At 68.8% G+C, this 21,977-nt stretch carries 5 protein-coding genes; 4 read left to right on the forward strand and 1 reads right to left on the reverse strand.

Annotated features, from left to right (window positions below):
* The coding region (locus BMW87_RS32995; RefSeq protein WP_143062652.1) for a M24 family metallopeptidase at positions 1-384 on the forward strand (384 nt) is incomplete at its 5' end.
* Positions 385-528: 144 nt separating this feature from the next.
* Here the strand turns inward: BMW87_RS32995 and BMW87_RS34910 are convergent.
* Positions 529-918, reverse strand: a complete 390-nt coding sequence (locus BMW87_RS34910) for a hypothetical protein (protein ID WP_143062653.1) — start codon at positions 916-918, stop codon at positions 529-531.
* A 97-nt stretch (positions 919-1,015) separates the two neighbouring features.
* Here BMW87_RS34910 and BMW87_RS33000 point away from each other — a divergent pair, with 97 nt between their 5' ends.
* The 3 genes from BMW87_RS33000 to BMW87_RS33010 are packed head-to-tail and all read left to right on the forward strand — an operon-like array spanning position 1,016 to position 21,965.
* Positions 1,016-2,419 carry an MFS transporter gene (locus BMW87_RS33000; RefSeq protein WP_093082460.1) on the forward strand — a complete coding sequence of 468 codons (1,404 nt, stop codon included), beginning with the start codon at positions 1,016-1,018 and terminating at the stop codon, positions 2,417-2,419.
* Positions 2,416-18,468, forward strand: coding sequence for a non-ribosomal peptide synthetase (locus tag BMW87_RS33005; RefSeq protein WP_093082463.1), 16,053 nt, complete (start codon positions 2,416-2,418; stop codon positions 18,466-18,468). Before BMW87_RS33000 ends, BMW87_RS33005 begins: the two co-directional genes overlap by 4 nt.
* Positions 18,465-21,965 carry a non-ribosomal peptide synthetase gene (locus tag BMW87_RS33010; RefSeq protein WP_093082465.1) on the forward strand — a complete coding sequence of 1,167 codons (3,501 nt, stop codon included), beginning with the start codon at positions 18,465-18,467 and terminating at the stop codon, positions 21,963-21,965. Before BMW87_RS33005 ends, BMW87_RS33010 begins: the two co-directional genes overlap by 4 nt.
* Positions 21,966-21,977: the final 12 nt, after the last annotated feature.

A 21,977-nucleotide genomic window follows, 5' to 3' on the forward strand; every position in this document is an offset into this window, starting at 1 on the left:
GCCGGAATCCGGCAGGTCAAGCCCGGAGCGACTCTGGGCGATGTTGGCCATGCCATCCAGTCGGTTGCCCACCGGGAGCAATTCAGCGTGGTGCGTGAATACTGCGGGCACGGCATCGGCCAGATCTACCACGATGAGCCGCAGGTGCTGCACTATGGGCGACGCGGGGAAGGGTTCAGGCTGGAGCCGGGGATGGTTTTCACCATCGAACCGATGCTCAACGCAGGCAAGCGCGAAACCAGGCAATTGCCTGACGGATGGACGGTGGTGACGAAGGATCGGTCTCTGTCCGCCCAGTGGGCGCACATGGTGGCTGTAACGCCCGAAGGCTATGAGGTGCTTACGCCCTGGCTTGGAGGCACAGGCGCCTACGCGCCGGTTTGATACTCAGCCTGGGCGAGAACGCTTCACTTTTCGTGTCGCGCGACAGCTGTTGAAATCCATGCCGAGCGGTTGAAAACTGCAACGAATTCATTAAAAAAGAAAAGGCGCCCGGCATTGCCAGGCGCCTTTTCTTTTTCTTTTTTCTTACTCCGAGGCTCGCCCGCCTGAATTTTCCGCCTCCCCAAATTTGCAGGCCATGGTTTTACGCAAGCGCGCATTAGGCGGAATTACTACGTCGAGCAGGTCGTGTTTCAGCGGAAATCCGCGACCCTGTCTTGCACCTGAACGCCGTAGGGGAGACAGGATGTTGCACTTCAGATTTGACTCAGCCTTCTCTTTGAGTTTGCATAATAAGTTTTTGCCGAAAATGCGGCGCGGCTGCGTCGCCAAATTGGGCGAAAACAGAACAGATTTTCGTAATTGAATCGGCCAATCAATTCCGAAGTTCTCGTCTGTCTGCGTCAACAAATTTAAATAGTGCGTCATTTGTTGGCTGCCGCAATTACCGTGCTGCAGCGCGGAATAATCGTGCATCACCTCGCGGCCAGGCCGCGAAAAAACCCTAGCTCGCCACCCGCAGCAGCACCCGCGCTTCATTCATCGAGCGCGGGAATTTCAGAGAGCGCACGTTATGCAGGAAGTGACCGTGGAAGCCGCCGCGACTTCAACCCGTGACGACCCGGTCATGCCGCCGTTGCAACACGCGCCGTCGCGCGCGCGATCGACGTTCGCCTTGCTGTGGCTGAGCGAGACGGCCTTCGATCTCGGCACCACGCTGGTCAGCTTTGCGGTGGGCGTGTGGATTTTTTCCCGGACCGGCTCCGCGCAGGACTATTCGTTCTCGGTGCTCGCCGCCGCGCTGGCGGGCATGCTGGCCACGCCGTTCGCCGGCGCATTGGCCGATCGCCACGACCGGCGCTGGGTGGTGCTGTCGTGCGATGTTGCCGCCATCGCCGGCACCTTCGCGATCGTGCTGGCCCTGCTGTCCGGCCGGCTCGGCATCGGCGCGCTGTACGCCTACGCCGCGGTCGCGGCGGCGGTCGGCGCGCTGCGGCGTCCGTCGATCCGGGTGGCGGTCAGCCGCTTCGTGCCCAAGGACCGCTTCGCCCAGGTGGGGGGGCTGACCGGCATTTCGCGCGCGCTGGTGCAGGTCGGCGCGCCCGCCGCGGCCGGCTTCCTCATGGCGCGGATGGGCCTGCAGGGGGTGATGGCGACGCAGCTGTGTCTTTTGCTGGCAGGAGCCGCGCTGGTGTTCGCGGCATTGACCCGGGCCGGCGTGGACGTGCGCGGCGGGCCGCGCGCTGGCGAGTCGTCCACGCGCAGCACATCGCTGTGGCGTGGAGCGGGGGCCAGCTTTTCCGGTGCGCTGGCCTATCTGCGCGAGCAGCCGTTGATGGGCGCATTGCTGGGCTACGGCGCGCTGGTGCAGTGCCTGCTGGTGCTCGCGACGACCCTGCTCACACCGATGGTGCTGTCCACTCATTCCAGCGACGTGCTGGGCCTGGTGATGTCGGTCGGCATCGTCGGTGGCCTGCTCGGTTCGGTCCTGGTCGCCACCGCCTGGATCCGGCGCGGGCTGATGCAATGGATCCTGGCCTGCGACGCGCTGCAGTGCGCGGCGGTGCTGTTCGCCGGTTGCGTGACCACGCCAGCCCTGTGGTGCGCGGCGGCGTTTGTCTGCCTGTTCTGCGGCAGCACCTCGGTCGCCTGCTCGCATGCGCTGTGGATGCGCAAGGCGCCGATGGGCCGGCAGGGCAGCGTGTTCGCCCTGATCGCCGCGTCCAACATGCTGGTGATGTGCGTGGTGCTGCTGGCCGGCGGCTGGCTCGCCGACGCGGTGCTGGAGCCGGCGCTGCGCCCGGGCGGCGCGCTCGGCGCTACGGTCGGCGTCTGGTTCGGCACGGGGCCGGGCCGCGGCATCGGTTTTCTGTTCTTCGTTAGCGGCGCGGTCGGCCTGGTGCTGACCGTTGTCGCGCTCGCCCACCGGCGCTTGCGCCGCCTGGAAACGCTGGTGCCGGACGGCGGCGAATCGTGAGCAGCAAGGAAGTCCTCCATCCCCTGAGCTCGCCCCAGCAAGCGGTCTGGCTGGACCAGTCGCTGGCGCCGGACCTGCCTTGCTACAACATCGGCGTCGCGACCCGCCTCGACGGGCCGACCGACCCCGATCGCCTGGAGGCGGCGATCCGCTCGGTCGCCGGGCGCCATCAGGCGCTGCGCACCGTGCTCGAGCGTAGCGCCGGCGCCGATATTGGCGGGGCTGTGCAACAACGTTTCGCCGATACCGTGGATGCGCCGTCGCAGCGCTTCGATTTCACGGGCGAAGCCGATCCGGAGGCGAGCGCCTGGGCCCATCTGCGCGCCGCGTTCCTGACGCCGTTCGGGCTGTACGGCCAGCGGCTGTGGCGCATGCACTGGCTGCAGGTTGCGCCCGAACGCGGCTATTGGCTGGCGTGCTTTCATCACCTGGTCGCGGATGGCTGGTCGGTGTCGCTGATCGGCAATGCCGTGGTCGATGCCTACAACCGTCTCGGGCGCAAAGAGCCCGTGGCCGGTAGCGACAGTCATGACGACGCCGACTACGCAGACTTCATCCGCAAGGATGCCGAGTACCTGGCCTCTTCGCGCTATGCCAGCGACCGCGCATTCTGGCTGCAGCGCCATGCGCACCTGGCGGCACCGCTGTTCGAAGATGCGCACGCCCGGCGCGGCCGCTTCGATCGCAAGTTCGAACAGGCCGTATGGCAGCTGGACCGTGCCGACCACGACCGCCTGAGCGAAGTGGCCGCGGCGCAGGGCGCGTCGAGCACGCATTTCCTGGCGGCGTTGCTGGCGGTGTACTTCGCGCGCCTGAGCGGGCGCGAAGACGAAGTGGTGATCGGCATGCCGGTGCACAACCGCACCAGCGCGGCGCAACGGCGCATGCCCGGCATGTTCTCGGGCGCGATCCCGGTCGGCATCGCGGTCGATCCGCAGGAGACTTTCGCGGACACCCTGCGCAGGGTCGCCGCCGAACTGAAGCAGTGCTACCGCCACCAGCGCTACCCCCTGGCCGATCTGCACCGCGAACTGCTGGCCGGGGTGGGCGACCGCCGCGGCCTGTTCGACCTGTCGCTGTCGATGGAAAGCTTCCACGGCGACCTGGAGTTCGACGAAGGCATCCGCAGCTCGGTGTTTCCGCTGCACAACGGCTATGAGCGCCAGCCGCTGGCGGTCTATGTGCGCGACTACGAGCACGGGAGCCCGGTGCACATCGAGTTCAACTATGACCCGGCGCTGTTCTCCGCGCAGGAGATGGCTGCGCATCTGCGGCGGCTGCAAGCCCTGGCCAGGGCGGCGACCGATTCGCCAGACAAGCGCGTGTGCGACCTGCCGCTGATGGACGAGGCCGAGCGCGAATTGGTCGTGCATGGCTTCAACCGGCCGCGGCTCGACACCGGCGCGCCGTCGTTGATCCACGCGCTGTTCGAGCGCCAGGCCGAGCGTCACCCCGATGCCGTCGCGGTGCAGTTCGAAGATCGGCAGCTGAGCTACGGCGAACTCAACCAGCGCGCCAACCAGTTGGCTCATCATCTGCGAGGGCTCGGCGTCGGGCCCGACGATCTGGTCGCGATCGGCCTGGAGCGCGGGCTCGACATGGTGGTGGCGATCCTGGCCACGCTCAAGGCCGGCGGCGCCTACGTGCCACTCGACCCGGTATATCCGGACGAGCGCCTCGCACACATGTTGTGCGACAGCGCGCCCGTGGCGCTGCTCGGCGACGGCGCCTTGCTCGATCGCCTGCAACCGCCGCCGTCGTGCAGGCAGGTGCGCCTGGACCTGCCATGGGAGCAGGCGCCGTGGGCCGAAGCCACCGCCGACAACCCGCAAGTCGAGGGCCTCGCGCCCTCGCACATGGCCTATGTGATCTACACATCCGGCTCGACCGGCCTGCCCAAGGGCGTGATGGTCGAGCACGCCCAGGTCAATCGATTGTTCGACGGGACCCGGGCCTGGTTCGCGTTCGGCCGCGACGACGTGTGGACCCTGTTCCATTCCTTCGCTTTCGATTTCTCGGTGTGGGAGCTGTGGGGCGCGTTGATCCACGGCGGGCGCCTGGTGGTGGTGCCGCATGCGGTCAGCCGCGCACCGGCGGAATTCCATCGCCTGGTGTGCGAGCAGGGCGTGACCGTGCTCAACCAGACCCCGAGCGCGTTCCGCCAATTCGCCGCCGCCTGCCAGGCCAGTCCGGCAGAGCTGCCGCCGCATACGCTGCGCTGCGTGGTCCTCGGCGGCGAGGCGCTGGACACAGCGGCGCTCAAGCCCTGGTACGCGCAAGAGCGCAATGCGGGCACGCGCCTCGTCAACATGTACGGCATCACCGAGACCACCGTGCACGTTACGTACCGCGTGCTGGAGCCTGCCGACGCCGAACGCAGCGCCGGAGCGAGCCCCATCGGCACGCGCATTCCCGACCTGAGCCTGTACTTGCTCGACGCGCAGGGCCGGCCGCTGCCGGTCGGCTGCACGGGCGAGATGTATGTCGGCGGCGCCGGTGTCGCACGCGGCTATCTGCGCCGGCCCGAACTGGACGCGCAACGCTTCGTGCCCGATCCGTTCAGCGACGTGCCGGGCGCGCGCATGTACAAGACCGGCGACCTGGGCCGCTACCTTGCCGACGGCAGCCTGGAGTACCTCGGCCGCAACGACCACCAGGTCAAGATCCGCGGCTTTCGCATCGAACTGGGCGAAGTCGAGGCGCAGCTGATGCGGCTCGACGGCGTCGACGACGCCGTCGCAATCGCGCGCGAGGACACGCCGGGCGATACGCGCCTGGTGGCCTATCTCGTTGCCAGGGCCGCGTTCGATCCATCCGCCGCGCGTGCCGCCTTGCGCGAGCGCCTGCCGGACTACTTGGTCCCGGCAGCGTACGTCGTGCTGGACGCATTGCCGCTGACGGCCAACGGCAAGCTCGATCGCAAGGCACTGCCGGCGCCGGACCATCGAGCCTGGCACCAGCGCGACCATGAACCGCCGCAAGGAGCAGCGGAACAAGCGCTGGCACGGCTGTGGGCTGAAGTGCTCGGCGTCGAACAGGTCGGCCGCCACGACAATTTCTTCGAACTCGGCGGCCATTCCATCCTTGCCGTGCAACTGGTCGAGCGTATGCAGCGCGAAGGCCTGGAGGCCGACATCCGCCATCTGTTTGTCGAACCGACCCTGGCCGCACTCGCGGCCCGCGTGGCGCAAACAGGGCAGGGCGCGACACCAGTGCCGGCCAATGCGATTCCCGCGCAGTGCGAACGCATCACCCCGCAGATGCTGCCGCTGGTGCAACTGAGCCAGGCGCAGATCGAGCTGATCGCCAGCAACGTTCCGGGCGGCATGCGCAACGTTCAAGACATCTACCCGCTGGCGCCGCTGCAGGAAGGCATCCTGTTCCACCATCTGCTGCAGGGCGAGGGAGATGCCTACGTGCTTCCTGCCCTGCTGCGCTTCGACGATCGCGTGCGCCTCGATCGGTTCGTGGCCGCCTTGCAGCAGGTGATTGCGCGCCACGACATCCTGCGCACCGCCGTGCAGTGGGAGGGGCTGGACGCGCCAGTGCAAGTGGTCTGGCGCAGCGCCGCACTGACGCTGCACGAACTGCACTTCGATCCGGCCGGGGGTGACGTGCAGGCGCAGCTGCAGGCCCGCGCCGATGCGCGACAGGTGCGCCTGGACCTGCGTCGCGCGCCGATGCTGCAGGCCCATGCTGCTTTCGATCCGGTCTCGGGGCGCTGGCTCCTGCAGCTGCTGCACCATCACCTGACGCTGGACCACACCACCACCGAGCAGGTCCTGCACGAGGTGGTGGCGCTGCTGCAGGGACGTGCCGAGGCCCTGCCGGCGCCGGTGCCGTTCCGCGACTTCGTCGCACGGTCGCGCCAGGGCGTGAGCAACGCAGAGCACGAAGCGTTCTTCGGCGCGATGCTCGGCGATGTGGTCGAGCCGACCGCACCGTTCGGCCTGCTCGACGTGCAGGGCGACGGCTCGCAGGTCGAGCAGGCTCGCCTCACGCTGCCGGCAACGTTGTCGGCGCGGCTGCGCGCGCTCGCCATGCGCCATGGCGTGGGCGCGGCCAGCCTGTTCCACCTGGCCTGGGCCCGGGTGCTGGCCCTGTGCAGCGGGCGCGACGATGTCGTGTTCGGCACGGTGCTGTTCGGGCGCATGCAGGGCGGTGCGGGCATCGATCGCGCCATGGGCATGTTCATCAACACCCTGCCGGTGCGCATCGCGCTGGGCGGGCGCGCAGCGGTGCAGGGCTTGCGCGAGACCCATGCGGCGCTGAGCGGACTGCTGCGCCACGAGCACGCATCGTTGACTCTGGCCCAGCGCTGCAGCGGCCTGCCGCCGAACACGCCGATGTTCTCGGCGCTGCTCAACTACCGGCATAGCCGCAGCGAGAGCTTTGGCGACAGCGAGATCGCCGAGGGCATGCACTACCTCGGCGGCCGCGATCTCACCAACTACCCGTTCAGCCTGTACGTCGATGACCTGGGTGGCGACTTCGTGCTTACCGCCGAGATCCATGTGTCGGTTTCGGCCGAACGCATCGCCGGCTTCATGCAGCAGGCGCTGCACGCATTGGCACAGGCGCTGGAACAGGCGCCCGACACGCCGCTGCTGGCGCTCGATGCACTGCCGCCCGAAGAATGCGAGCGCGTGCTCCACAGCTACAACGACACCCGGCGCGAGTACACCGCGCCGGCGCTGGTGCACGAGGCCTTCGAGCAGCAGGCCGCCGCGCACCCGGAGCGCATCGCGCTGGAACTGGACGGCGCGCAGCTGAGCTATCGCGCCCTCAATGAGCAGGCCAACCGGCTGGCGCGGCACCTGTGCCGGCTCGGTGTTGGCCCGGACAGCCGCGTGGCGATCTGCGTCGAACGCAGCCTGGCGATGGTGGTCGCGGTCCTGGCCACGCTCAAGGCCGGTGGTGCCTGCGTACCAATTGATCCGATGTATCCCGACGAGCGACTGGCGCAGATGCTGCGCGATAGCGAGCCGGTGGTCGTGCTGAGCCAGCGCGGGTTGGCCGAGCGGCTTGATGCGACCTCGGTCCTGTTGGATGAAGCAGAACCGGCATGGGCCAATCTGTCCGCGGCCAATCTGCACGCAGTCGAGCTCGGCCTGCGCCCGGAACACCTGGCCTACGTGATCTACACCTCCGGCTCGACGGGCGTGCCCAAGGGCGTGGCGATGCCGCATCGCGGCCTGGTCAACCTGCTGGCCTGGCAGCGTGAGCAGCTGCCCGAGCCCGCGCGCACCCTGCAGTTCGCTGCGCTGGGCTTCGATGTCGCCTTCCAGGAGATCTTCAGCACGCTTGCCAGCGGCGGCACGCTGGTGCTGCTGCACGAAGCGTTGCGCCAGGACCTGCCGGCCCTGGCCGAGTGGCTGGCCCAGGAGTCGGTCGAACGCCTGTTCCTGCCGTACATCGCGCTGCACAACCTCAGTGAGCTGTGGTCGCAGCGCAGCGAGCCGCTGGCGATGCTGCGGGACCTGATCACGGCCGGAGAACAGCTGCGTATCACGCCGGCGATCCGCCGCGTGTTCGCCCGGCACCCGCAGGCGCGGCTGCACAACCATTACGGGCCGACCGAGAGCCATGTGGTCAGCGCGCACACCTTGAGCGGCCCCGCAGAACAGTGGGACGACCTGCCGCCGATCGGGCAACCCATTGGCAACAGCCGCATCTATGTGTTGGATGCGCAGCGCAATCCGGTGCCGGTGGGTGTGATGGGCGAGCTGTATCTGGGTGGGGTGCAGGTGGCGCGGGGTTATCTGAGCCAGCCCGAACTGAGCACCGAGCGGTTCCTCGCTGACCCGTTCGATGCCCGCGACGGTGCGCGCATGTACAGGAGCGGCGACCTGGGACGCTGGCGTGCGGACGGCAGCATCGAGTACCTGGGTCGCAACGACCATCAGGTGAAGGTGCGCGGCTACCGCGTCGAGCTTGGCGAGATCGAGGCACAGCTCGCGCGTCTGGACGGGGTGCGCGAGGCGGCGGTGATCGCACGCGAGGACCGGCCCGGCGACCTGCGCTTGGTCGCGTATCTGGTCGGTCACGCCGATGCATCGCAACTGCGCGCACAGTTGAGCCAACGCCTGCCGTCGTACATGGTCCCTGCCGCCTATGTCGTGCTCGATGCACTGCCGCTCAACGCCAACGGCAAGCTCGACCGCAAGGCGCTGCCTGCGCCGGAGGGAGAGGCCTACGGCCAGCGCGCCTACACAGCACCGCAAGGCGAAGTCGAACAGGCCCTGGCCGGCATCTGGTCGCAGTTGCTGGGCGTGCAGCAGGTCGGCCGCGACGACGACTTCTTCGAACTCGGTGGACATTCGCTGCTCGCCATCCGTCTGCTCGAACAACTGCGGCGGCGCAGTTGGTCGGCCGACATCCGCTCGCTGTTCGCGCATCCGAGGCTGGCCGCCTTGGCCGCGACGATCCGGCGCGACGATGCCACTACAGCGTTGGCAGTGCCTCCCAACCTGATTCCGCCCGGCTGCGAGGCGATCGAACCGGCGATGCTGACGCTGGTCGAACTCGACGCAGCCGCGATCGGCCGGATAGTCAGCGCCACGCCCGGCGGCGCGGCCAACATCCAGGACATCTATCCGCTGGCGCCGTTGCAGCAGGGCATCCTGTTCCATCATCTGCTGGAGCGCGACACCGACACCTATGTGCTGCCGACGCTGCTCGAATTCGACGGCAAGCCGCGCCTGGACCGTTTCATCGCGGCCCTGTCGCGAGTGATCGAACGCCACGACATCCTGCGCACCGCGATCCACTGGGAAAGCCTGGCCGAGCCGGTGCAGGTGGTGTGGCGGCGCGCCAGGTTCGCGGTGGACACATTGGATCTGGCGCCGGGCAAGGGCGCAGCAGCACAGCGCCTGCGCGAACATCCGCGCGTGCGCGACCTGCGCATCGACGTGCGCCGCGCTCCCATGCTGCATGGCTTCGCGGCTCGCGACGATGCCAGCGGGCGATGGCTGCTGCTGCTGTCCTATCACCACCTGGTGATGGACCACACCACGCTGGAGCGGTTGGTGGAAGAGATCGCCGCAATCGAGCGCGGCGATGCCGCCGGGTTACCAGCGCCGGTGCCTTTCCGCGACTTCGTCGCCCAGTCGCGCCTGGGCGTGAGCGAGGCCGAACACGAGGCGTTCTTCGGCGCGATGCTCGGCGACGTAGACGAACCGACCGCGCCGTTCGGCCTGCTCGACGTGCAGGGCGATGGCTCGCAGGTCGAGCAGGCCCGCCTCACGTTGCCGCAGGCGCTGTCGGCACAGTTGCGCGCGCTCGCCATGCGCCAGGGCGTAGGAGCGGCCAGTTTGTTCCACCTAGCCTGGGCCCGGGTGCTGGCCCTGTGCAGCGGGCGCGACGATGTGGTGTTTGGCACGGTGCTGTTCGGGCGCATGCACGGTGGCGCCGGTTCCGATCGTGCGGTCGGCATGTTCATCAACACCTTGCCGGTGCGCATCGCACTGGGCGGGCGCGGCGCGGCGCAGGGCCTGCGCGAAACCCATACAGCGCTGAGCGGATTGCTGCGCCACGAACACGCCTCGCTGGTGCTCGCGCAACGTTGCAGCGCAATGCCGGCGCATGTGCCGTTGTTCTCGGCCCTGCTCAATTACCGGCACAGCCGAGTTGCCCATGCCCAGGTGCTCGATGGCGTGCGATTGCTCGACGTGCGCGATCGCACCAACTACCCGTTCGGCCTGTACGTTGATGACGATGGGAGCGATTTCGAATTGACCGTGCAGGTCGATGCTTCGGTCTCGGCCGAACGCATCGCCGGCTTCATGCAGCAGGCGCTGCAGGTATTGGCACAGGCCCTGGAGCAGGCACCCGACACGCCGCTGCTGTCGCTCGATGCGCTGCCGGCCGGGGAACGCGATCGCGTGCTCCACGGCTACAACGACACCCGGCGCGAGTACACCGCACCGGCGCTGGTGCACGAGGCCTTCGAACAGCTGGCCGCCGCGCACCCGGAGCGCATAGCCCTGGAACTGGACGGTGCGCAGCTGAGCTACCGCGCCCTCAACGAGCAGGCCAACCGGCTGGCGCGGCACCTGTGCCGGCTCGGTGTTGAGCCGGATGCGCGCGTGGCGATCTGTGTCGAACGCAGCCTGGCGATGGTGGTCGCGGTCCTGGCCACGCTCAAGGCCGGTGGTGCCTGTGTGCCGCTGGATCCGATGTATCCCGACGAGCGACTGGCGCAGATGCTGCGCGATAGCGAGCCGGTGGTCGTGCTGAGCCAGCGCGGGTTGGTCGAGCGGCTTGATGCGACCTCGGTCCTGCTGGATGAAGCAGAACCGGCGTGGGCCAATCTGTCCGCAGCCAACCTGCACGCCGTCGAACTGGGCCTGCGCCCGGAACACCTGGCCTACGTGATCTACACCTCCGGCTCGACGGGCGTTCCCAAAGGCGTGGCGATGCCGCATCGCGGCCTGGTCAACCTGCTGGCCTGGCAGCGCGAGCAGCTGCCCGAGCCTGCGCGCACCCTGCAGTTCGCTGCGCTCGGGTTCGATGTCGCCTTCCAGGAGATCTTCAGCACGCTTGCCAGCGGCGGCACGCTGGTGCTGCTGCACGAAGCGTTGCGCCAGGACCTGCCGGCCCTGGCCGAATGGCTGGCCCAGGAGTCGGTCGAGCGCCTGTTCCTGCCGTACATCGCGCTGCACAACCTCAGCGAGCTGTGGTCGCAGCGCAGTGAGCCGCTGGCGATGCTGCGGGACCTGATCACCGCGGGCGAGCAGTTGCGCATCACGCCGGCGATCCGGCGCATGTTCGAGAGGCACCCGCAGGCGCGGCTGCACAACCACTACGGGCCGACCGAGACGCATGTGGTCAGCGCGCACACCTTGAGCGGTCCGCCCGAGGCGTGGGAAGACCTGCCGCCGATCGGACGACCGATCGGCAACAGTCGTATCTATGTGCTGGATGCGCAGCGCAATCCGGTGCCGGTGGGTGTGGTTGGCGAGCTGTACCTGGGTGGGGTGCAGGTGGCGCGGGGGTATCTGGCACAACCCGAACTCACGGGGGAGCGCTTCGTGCCCGACCCGTTCGACGGGCACGACGGCGCACGCATGTACAGGAGCGGGGATCTGGGCCGCTGGCGTGCGGACGGCAGCATCGAGTACCTGGGCCGCAACGACCATCAGATGAAGGTGCGCGGCTACCGCATCGAGCTTGGCGAGATCGAGGCACAGCTCGCGCGTCTGGACGGGGTGCGCGAAGCAGCGGTGATCGCACGCGAAGACCGGCCCGGTGACAAGCGCTTGGTCGCGTATCTGGTCGGCCACGCTGATGCATCGCAGCTGCGCGCACAGTTGGCGCGCAGCCTGCCGGAGTACATGGTCCCGGCAGCCTACGTCGTGCTCGGTGCGCTGCCGCTCAACGCCAACGGCAAGCTCGACCGCAAGGCGCTGCCCGCGCCGGAGGGAGAGGCCTACGGCCAGCGCGCCTACACAGCACCGCAAGGCGAAGTCGAGCGGGCCTTGGCCGGCATCTGGTCGCAGCTGCTTGGCGTGCAGCAGGTCGGCCGCGACGACGACTTCTTCGAGCTCGGTGGACATTCGCTGCTCGCCATCCGGCTCATCTCCCAGATCCGCGAGCGCTTCGATGCCGAACTCGCGCTGGCCACCCTGTTCGCACAGCCGCGCCTCGCCGCACTGGCCCACGCCGTGACAGCGGCTGGCCCCGGCGCGTTGGATGCCATCACGCCCGCCGACCGCAGCCGTCCGTTGCCGCTATCGCCGGCGCAGCAGCGCCTGTGGTTCATCGCCGGGATCGATGCCCAGGCCAGCGTGGCGTACCACATCCCTGGCGCGCTGCGCCTGCGCGGTGAGCTCGACTGCGTTTCCCTGCGCGCCGCGCTGGACGATGTCGTGGCCCGGCACGAAGCCTTGCGCACGCGTTTCATCGCGATCGACGGCCAGCCCTGGCAGCGCATCGACGCGCCGCACGGCTTCGAGTTGCGCGAGCAGGACGCGGGCGATTCGAGTCCGGCGCAGATCGAGGCACTGTGCCGCGAGGCTGCGGCCGAGCCCTTCGATCTCGCGGCCGGTCCGCCGATTCGCGGCCGCCTGCTGCGCATTGCCGAGCGCGATCACGTGCTGGTGGTTGTGATGCACCACATCGTCTCCGACGGTTGGTCGCTGAGCGTGCTGATGCGCGAGTTCGCCGCTGCCTACAGCGCGTTGCGCAATGGACTGAGGCCGATGCTGCCGCCGCTGCCGATCCAGTACGCCGACCATGCGGTGTGGCTGCACAAGCACCTGGAGGGCACGACCGCGCAAGTCCGGCTGCAGGAGTGGGTCGCACAGCTGCAAGGCGCACCGGCACGTACCGAGCTGCCATGCGACCGGCCGAGGCCGGCATTGCAGGACTACCGGGGCGCGAGCCTCGATGTCGGCCTCGATGCCGAAACCACGCGAGCCCTGCGCACGCTCGGCCAGCGCCACGGCGCGACCTTGTACATGGTCGTGCTGGCCGCCTGGGCCGCCGTGGTGGCACGCTACAGCGGCCAGCAGCAGGTGGTGATCGGCAGTTCGCACGCCGGCCGCGGGCGGGTCGAGATCGAACCGTTGATCGGCTGCTTCATCAACACCCAGGCGATGAAGATCGCGCTGGACGGCAGCCCGGGCGTGGCCGATCTGCTGGCCCAGGTGCGCCAGACTGCGTTGCAGGCACAGGCGCGCCAGGACGTACCGTTCGAGCGTCTGGTCGAGGCGCTGAACCCGCCGCGCTCCATGGCCCACCATCCGGTGTTCCAGCTGATGCTGGCTTGGCACAACACGCCCGCTGTCGCACTGGAGCTTGCCGGGCTGGATGTGGAACGGGTCGAGAGCCTTCCGGCCAGCGCGCAGTTCGACCTGGCGCTGGACCTGCAGGAAGACGGCGAGCGCATTACCGGCAAGCTCAACTACGCCACCGCCCTGTTCGACGAGGCCACGGTGCGCCGCCACTGGCACAGCCTGATGGCGATGCTGCGCGGCATGGCCGCCGACGATGGCCGGCCCGTCGATCGCATCGCGTTGCTCGACGCCGATGAGCGCGAGCTGCTGCTGCACGAGTTCGCCGAAGGCGCGCCAGCACAGCTTGCCCATGCGTTCGCGCATGCCGCGTTCGAACGGCAGGCTGCGTTGCAGCCGCAGGCGATCGCGCTGGAGCACGATGGCGAGCGACTCAGCTACATCGAACTCGACCAGCGCGCCAACCGGCTCGCCCACTATCTGCGCAGCCTCGGCGTTGGCGTGGAGGACCGGGTTGCGCTGTGCCTGCAGCGCGGGCCCGACCTGATCGTCGCGCTGCTGGCCACGCTCAAGGCTGGTGCAGCGTATGTGTCGCTCGATCCGTCCCATCCGGACCAGCGACTAGCCTGGCTGCTGGAAGACTGCGCACCGGTGGTGCTGCTGACGCACTCCGGCCTGCGCCCGCGGCTGCAACCACCGTCGTGCTGCACGACCGTCGCGCTCGACGAACACTCGCTATGGGCGGCAGCGCCCATACATGCGCCCGATCTGTGCGACCTGCCCAGCGACGGTTCGCATCTGGCCTACGTGATCTACACCTCCGGCTCCACCGGTACGCCCAAGGGCGTGATGGTCGAACACCGGCAACTCTCCAATCAGATCGCAGCGCTGCAGGCGCTCTATGGCTTCAGCGCCGAAGACCGGGTATTGCAGTTCTCCGGCCTGAGCTTCGACGTTGCCGGCGAGGAGATCTTCGGCGCGCTCAGCCATGGCGCGACGCTGGTGCTGCGCACCGACGAGTGGCTGGCGGAACCCCGGCGCTGGTGCGAACTGTGCGCCGCACACCGGCTCACCGTGGCCAACCTGCCGACGCTGTTCTGGCAACGCCTGGTCCAGGCGCCCGATGCGATCTTTCCGCCGTCGCTGCGGCAGATCGTGATCGGCGGCGATGCGGTCGGCGCGGCCGCGCTCGATGCCTGGTGGCAGCGCGACGGCCATCGACCGGCGCTGGCCAACGCCTACGGCCCGACCGAGACCACGATCAACGCCACCGTCGCCCGTTGCAGCGCCGGAGATTCGCCGCTGGGCATCGGCCGTCCGGTCGCGAATGCGCGCGTCTATCTGCTCGATGCCCACGGCGAGCCGGTGCCGGTTTGCGCCGTCGGCGAAATCTGGATCGGCGGCGCCGGTGTGGCGCGCGGCTACCTGCATCGCGCCGAACTCACCGCGCAGCGCTTCGCAACCGATCCGTTCGTGACCGCATCTGCGGACACGCCACCGCGCATGTACCGCAGCGGCGACCTCGGCCGCTGGCGCGGCGATGGTTCGATCGAGTTCCTTGGACGCGACGACCAGCAGGTCAAGATCCGCGGCTTCCGCATCGAGCCGGGTGAGGTCGAGGCCGAACTGATGCGGCTGGACGGCATTCGTGAAGCCGCGGTGATCGCCACGGCGGGGCAGGGCGACGACAAGCGCCTGCAGGCCTATGTGGTTGCGGACCCGGATCGCCCGCCACCCGACCCGTTGCTGCTGCGCGCGCGTCTGGCCGAACGCCTGCCCGACTACATGCTGCCGGCGGCCTTCGTGCTGCTGCATGCGCTGCCGCTCAACGCCAACGGCAAGCTTGACCGCGCCGCGCTGCCCGCGCCGGACGGCGAGGCCTACGCACAGCGCAGCTACCAGGCGCCGCAGGGCGAGTTCGAGCAGGCGCTGGCGCAGACATGGGCGTCGTTGCTCGGCATCGAACGCATCGGCCGCGACGACGGCTTCTTCGAGCTGGGCGGGCATTCGCTGCTGGCGGTGCGGATGCTCTCGCAGCTGCGTCAGCGGTTCGGCATTGAGCTGGCGCTGACGACAGTGTTCGCGCGACCGCGTCTGGCGGACCTGGCCGCCGAGATGGCGCGCGCCGCACCCAGTGCGATCGACCCGATCGTGCCGGCGGATCGCAGCGCACCGTTGCCGTTGTCGCACTCGCAGCAGCGCCTGTGGTACGTGACCCGTATCGACGCACAGGCCAGCGCGGCCTATCACCTGCCTGCCGCGTTGCGCCTGCGCGGCGCGCTGGACCGCATCGCGCTGCAGAACGCGCTGGACCGGATCGTCGCGCGCCACGAGTCGCTGCGTGCGCGCTTCGTCGTCGTCGATGGCGAGCCGCGCCAGCGCATCGAACCGGCGAACGGCGTGGCCCTCGACTACCGCGAACTCGACGGGCTTGGCGACGCCGCCTTGCGCGCCCTGTGCCAAGCCGAAGCCGCAGCACCGTTCGACCTCGAGCGCGGCCCGCCACTGCGGGTGCAGTTGCTGCGCCTGGCCGAAGACGAGCACGTGCTGCTGGCCACGATGCACCACATCGTCTCCGACGGCTGGTCGCTGAGCGTGCTGGCGCATGAGTTTTCTGCGCTGTACGGGGCGTTCCGCCGCGGCGAACCCGATCCGTTGCCGGCATTGCCCGTCCAGTACGGCGACTACGCCGCCTGGCAGCGGCGTCGCCTTCAGGGCGATGCCGTGCAGGCGCAGTTGCAGTACTGGGTCGAGCGCCTGCGCGATGCGCCGCCGCTGATCGGCCTGGCCACAGACCGGCCACGGCCGCCGCAGCAGGACTACCGTGGCGCCAGCATCCAAGTCGGCCTCGACGAAGAGTTGACCCGCGAACTGGGCGCGCTGGCTCAGCGCCACGGCGTCACCGTGTACATGGCCGTGCTCGCGGCGTGGGCGGCGGTGCTGGCGCGGTTGAGCGGCCAGTCGCGCATCGTGCTCGGCAGCGCCATCGCCGGGCGAGACCGGGCCGAGCTCGAGCCGCTGATCGGGTTCTTCGTCAACGCCCAGGCCTTGCGTTTCGACATCGACGACGGTCTCGACCTAGGCAGCCTTCTGGTGCAGGCCCGACAGGTCGCACTGCAGGCGCAACAACATCGCGACGTGCCGTTCGAGCAGGTGGTCGAGGCGCTCAATCCGCCGCGCTCGAGTGCTTTCAACCCGGTCTACCAGGTCCGCCTGGCGTGGCAGAACACGCCGCCTGCGCAGCTGCAACTGGAAGGGCTGGAGTTCGACAACCTCGCCAGCCATGCCGGCAGCGCCCAGTTCGATCTTTCGCTCGACCTGGAACCGGCCGGCGAACGCATCGTCGGTCAGTTCAACTACGCCACTGCCCTGTACGACGAGGCCACGGTGCGGCGCCACTGGCATGCGCTGGTGGCAATGCTGCGCGGCATGGTCGCCGATGCCGCCGCACCGGTGGCCCGTATCGACCTGCTGTCCCGGGACGAACGCGAGCAGGTGCTGCGCGCGTTCAATGCCAGTGGAAGCGTCGATTGCAATGGCCTGCTGCATCGCCTGTTCGAGGCGCAGGCCGCAGCGCAGCCAAGCACCCTGGCGCTGGCCTGCGAAGACCAGGCGTTGGACTACGGCGAACTCAACCGCCAGGCCAACCGCATCGCCCACCACCTGCGCGGCCTGGGGCTGCGGCCCGACGACCGCGTTGCGCTGTGCCTGGAACGCAGCGTGGACCTGGGCGTCGCACTGCTGGCCACGCTCAAGGCCGGCGGCGCGTGCGTGCCGCTGGATCCGGTGCATCCCGACGATCGCCTCGCCCACATGCTGTCCGACAGCGCGCCGGTGGCGGTGCTGACCCAGGCTCGTTTGCTTGATCGGCTGCGGATGCCCGAGGGATGCGCAGTGCTCGTACTGGACGACGAGGCATCGCCCCCGCCCTGGGCTGATGCGCCCACGGACGACCCCGATCCCGAGGCGGTCGGGCTGACTCCAGCGCACCTGGCCTACGTGATCTACACCTCCGGCTCGACCGGCATGCCCAAGGGCGTGATGGTCGAACACCGCAACGTGCTGAACTTCCTGCACGGGCTGGAGCAGCGCATCCACGGCCCGGCGCCAGACTGCCGGCGGGTGGCGTGGAACTCATCGTTCGGTTTCGACATGGCGGTCAAGGCCTGGGGGCAGCTGGCGTTCGGCCGCAGCGTGTTCCTGCTGCCAGAACGCACCCGCCTGGACGCGGAGGCCTTGCTCGACTTTCTGGAGCGCCACGCAATCGAGGCGATGGAGTGCACGCCCTCGCATTTGCGCATGCTGCAGCCGGCCGGCTTTGCGCAGCGACGCGCCGGTTCGCTGCACAAGCTGCTGCTCGGCGGCGAAGCGCTCGATGCTTCGACGTGGCGCAGCCTGGCCGAAGCCGAAGGGATGCAGTTCCACAACATGTACGGCCCGACCGAATGCAGCGTCGACGCAACCTGCGGGCCGATCGCTGGCGCGGTGCCGCATATCGGCCGCCCGATGCCGGGCGCGCGCGTCTACCTGCTGGATCCGCATGGCGAGCCGGTGCCTATTGGCGTGGCCGGCGAGATTCACATCGGCGGCGCCGGGGTCGCGCGCGGCTACCTGGGGCGCGCGCAACTCACCGCCGAGCGTTTCCTGCCCGATCCGTTCGTGAACGGAACGGCGCGCATGTACCGGACCGGCGACCTCGGCCGCTGGCGCGCCGACGGCAGCATCGAGTACCTGGGCCGCAACGATTTCCAGGTCAAGGTTCGCGGCTACCGCATCGAGCTCGGCGAGATCGAGGCGCAGCTGGCGCGGCTCGACGGCGTGCGCGAGGCTGTGGTGGTCGCCCATGCCGAGCTGGCTGGCGAGCCTCGCCTGATCGCCTACCTGCTGCCGCAGCCGGGCGCCGCACTGGAGCCCTCGGTGCTGCGCGCGCAACTCGGTGCGCAGTTGCCGGACTACATGCTGCCCGGCGCCTACGTCACGCTCGCGGCCTGGCCGCTGAACGCGAGCGGCAAGCTCGACCGCAAGGCACTGCCGCTGCCGGACGATGACGGCCTCGCACGGCAGGCCTATGCCGCGCCGGAAACCGACATGGAAATCCGTTTAGCGGGGCTGTGGGGCGAGCTGCTCGGAGTCGGGCAGGTCGGCCGTCACGACAACTTCTTCGAGCTCGGCGGGCATTCGGCGCTGGCCATCCAGCTGATCCACGTCATGAGCGAACAACAACTCCAGGTCGACGTGCAGATGGTGTTCAACGCACCGACCCTGGCAGACCTTGCCGCCGCCACGGTGCAACTGGAGGAGATCGTTCTATGAACCATGCATCGCAACTGCTCGACACGCTGGCCTCGCGCGGTCTCACGCTGCGCCTGGACGGCGAGCGGCTGGCGTTGCAGGGAGACTCGCGCCTGCTGGCGGATGCAACGCTGGTGCAGGCATTGCGCGATCACAAGCCGGAGCTGATTGCCCTGCTGCGCGAACGCCAGGGCCGCGATCCGCTGGCCTACCGCATCGATGAAGGGGCTGATGCAATCACGCCGGCGATGCTGCCGCTGCTCACGCTCGATCAGCACGCAATCGACCGCCTCGTGGCGCAGGTGCCGGGCGGCGTGCGCAACGTGCAGGACATCTATCCGCTGGCGCCGCTGCAGGAGGGCATCCTGTTCCATCACCGGTTGCACGGCGAAGGTGGGGGTGGCGATGTTTACGTCATGCCGACCCTCCTGCGCTTCGATGGCCGCGAACGGCTGGACCGGTTCGTGCAGGCCCTGCGCGAGGTGATCGCGCGGCACGACATCCTGCGCACCAGCGTGCATTGGGAAGGGCTGGAGCAGCCCGTGCAGCTGGTCCAGCGCCAGGCTGGCCTGGACATCGAGATGCTCGCCGCCGCGCCTGCGGAAGATGCGTTGGCACGCCTGCAGGCCCTGGCGGATCCGCGCCGCAGCCGGCTCGACGTGCGCCGCGCGCCGATGCTGCGCGGCCACTCGATCCAGGAAAGCGACAGCGGGCATTGGCTGCTGCAGCTGCTGCACCACCACCTGATCCTCGACCACACCGCCTCGGAATTGCTGGTGCAGGAAATCATGCTGATCCTGCAGGGTCGGCGCGAGCACTTGCCTGCACCAGTGCCGTTCCGTCGCTTCGTCGCGCAGGCCCTGCAGGGCGCGGCGGAATCCGGGCACGAAGCCTATTTCCGCGCCGCGCTGGGCGATGTCGAGGAAACCACCGCACCGTTCGGCCTGAGCGACGTGCGCGGCGACGGCAGTGGCGTGGCGCAGGCGCGCAGCGAACTCGATCCCGCGCTGGCGCGTCGCCTGCGCGAACAGGCGCGGCTGCGTGGGGTGGGCGCGGCCAGCGTGTTCCACCTGGCCTGGGCGCTGGTGCTCGCACGTTGCAGCGGCCGCGACGACGTGGTGTTCGGCACGGTGCTGTTCGGCCGCCTGCAAGCTGGCGCCGAGGCGACGCGGGCGATGGGCATGTTCCTCAATACCCTGCCGCTGCGCGTGCGCCTTGGCGCTGCCGGAACCGAAGCGGCGCTTCGCCGCGTGCACGCCGATCTGGCCGAGCTGCTGCGCCACGAGCATGCCTCGCTGAGCCTGGCCCGGCGCTGCAGCCGGTTGCCGGCCGATGCGCCGCTGTTCACCAGCCTGCTCAACTACCGCTACAGCCGACGCGACACCGAAGCCACGAGCCTGCCGGGCATCGAATTGCTCGGTGGACACGACCGCACCAACTACCCATTCGTGCTGCACGTGGACGACCATGGCGACGGCTTCGGCATTACCACCGAGATCGATCGCAGCCTCGATGCGTGGCGCGTCGGCGGCTTTGTGCGGCAGACCCTGCACGCGCTGGTCGATGCATTGGAAAGCGAGTCGCAGCGGCCGCTGCGCCGCATCGATGTCTTGCCGGAAGACGAGCGCCGGCAGGTGTTGGCCGATTTCAACGCCACCGCCACCGAGTACCCGCACGGCGTGCTCCTGCACCAGTTGTTCGAGCATCGGGTCGCGCAGCGCCCCGACGCGATCGCGCTGGTGTTCGAAGACCGCCAGTTCAGCTACGCCCAGCTCAACGCACGCGCCAATCGCCTGGCACGGCAACTGCGCGTGCTGGGCGTCGGCCCGGACGCCCGCGTGGGTGTGCTCATGCAGCGCAGCGAATCGCTGGTGGTGGCCTTGCTGGCGACCCTCAAGGCCGGTGGCGCCTACCTGCCGCTCGACCCCACCCATCCACCGGAGCGCCTGCGGCACATGCTCGACGAGGCCGTTGCGGTAGTGGTGCTGGCCGACCCGGAACTGGCGCTGAGCGTGCCGGGCGTGCGTACCCTGGTGCCCGCTCGCGACACGCACACGGCCACGTTCGCCGACCGCAATCTCGATGCTTCAGAAACCGGCCTCCACGAAGGCCGCCTGGCCTACGTGATCTACACCTCCGGTTCGACCGGCGCGCCCAAGGGGGTGATGAACGAACACCGCGGCATCGTCAACCGCCTGCATTGGATGCAGCAGGCCTACGCGCTGACTCCGGATGACGTCGTGCTGCAGAAGACGCCGTTCGGCTTCGATGTGTCGGTGTGGGAGTTCTTCTGGCCATTGATGGCCGGTGCACGGCTGGTGCTCGCACGGCCGGATGGACATAAAGACCCGGCCTATCTGGGCGAGCTGATCCGCAGCAGCGGGGTGACGACGCTGCATTTCGTGCCGTCGATGCTGCAGGTCTTTCTTGCCCGGCCTGACGCCGTGGCCGGCTGCGCCAGCCTGCGGCGGGTGGTGTGCAGTGGAGAAGCGCTTTCGGCCGGGCTGGCACGCCAATGCCGCGAACGCCTGCCACATGCGCGCCTGTACAACCTGTACGGCCCGACCGAAGCGGCGGTGGATGTCAGCGCCTGGACCTGCGGGAGCGACGATGGCGATTCCATACCGATCGGACGGCCGATCGCCAACACCCGGCTCTACCTGCTCGACGATGCGCTGCGCCCGGTGCCGGTCGGCGTGGCCGGCGAGCTGTACATCGGCGGTGTGCAGGTGGCGCGCGGCTACCTGAACCGACCGGAGCTGACCGCGCAGCGCTTCATCGCCGATCCTTTCGTCGAGGGTGGCCGCCTGTACCGCACCGGCGACCTCGGCCGCTGGCGCGCCGATGGCGCGATCGAGTACCTGGGCCGCAACGACTTCCAGATCAAGCTGCGCGGACAGCGCATCGAGCCGGGTGAGATCGAAGCGCAGCTGCGCGCGCTCGACGGCATCGCCGAGGCTGCGGTGCTGGCGCGCGAAGACCGCTCCGGCGCGCTGGCGCTGGTCGCCTATGTGGTGCCGACCTCGCCCGATGAAATGCCGGAGCCTGCACAACTGCGCAGCCAGCTCGGCGAACACCTGCCCGAGCACATGCTGCCCGCGGCCTACGTGCGCCTGGCGGCACTGCCTTTGAGCGCCAACGGCAAGCTCGACCGCAAGGCGCTGCCTGCACCGCAGGACGAGGCCTTCAGCCGCCAGGCCTTCGCGCCACCGCGGGGCGAGACGGAGCAGGCCCTGGCCGCGATCTGGTCGCAGCTGCTCGGTGTCGAGCGCATCGGTCGCCACGACAGCTTCTTTGCGCTCGGCGGGCACTCGCTGCTGGCGATGCAGTTGCTCGAACACCTGCGCCGGCGCGACTGGACGATCGACGTGCGCGCGGTCTTCGACCGACCCGAACTGGCCGCGATGGCCGCCGCCGTGCGCACCGCACCGACAACCGAGATCCCGCACAACGCCATCCCGGTGCGCTTTGCCGCGCCGGACGACGAATCAGAAGAAACCGAGGAGTTCAGACTGTGAATGTGGAAGTCG

Origin of the sequence: Variovorax sp. OV084 (genome assembly GCF_900111625.1) — a bacterium.
GTDB lineage: Bacteria > Pseudomonadota > Gammaproteobacteria > Burkholderiales > Burkholderiaceae_C > Variovorax.

What these genes read in the sequence shown, in the direction of transcription:
- BMW87_RS34910 (WP_143062653.1), bottom strand. Translation starts at nt 918, where the DNA reads ATGCACGATTATTCCGCGCTGCAGCACGGTAATTGCGGCAGCCAACAA.
- BMW87_RS33000 (WP_093082460.1), top strand. Translation starts at nt 1,016, where the DNA reads ATGCAGGAAGTGACCGTGGAAGCCGCCGCGACTTCAACCCGTGACGAC.
- BMW87_RS33010 (WP_093082465.1), top strand. Translation starts at nt 18,465, where the DNA reads ATGAACCATGCATCGCAACTGCTCGACACGCTGGCCTCGCGCGGTCTC.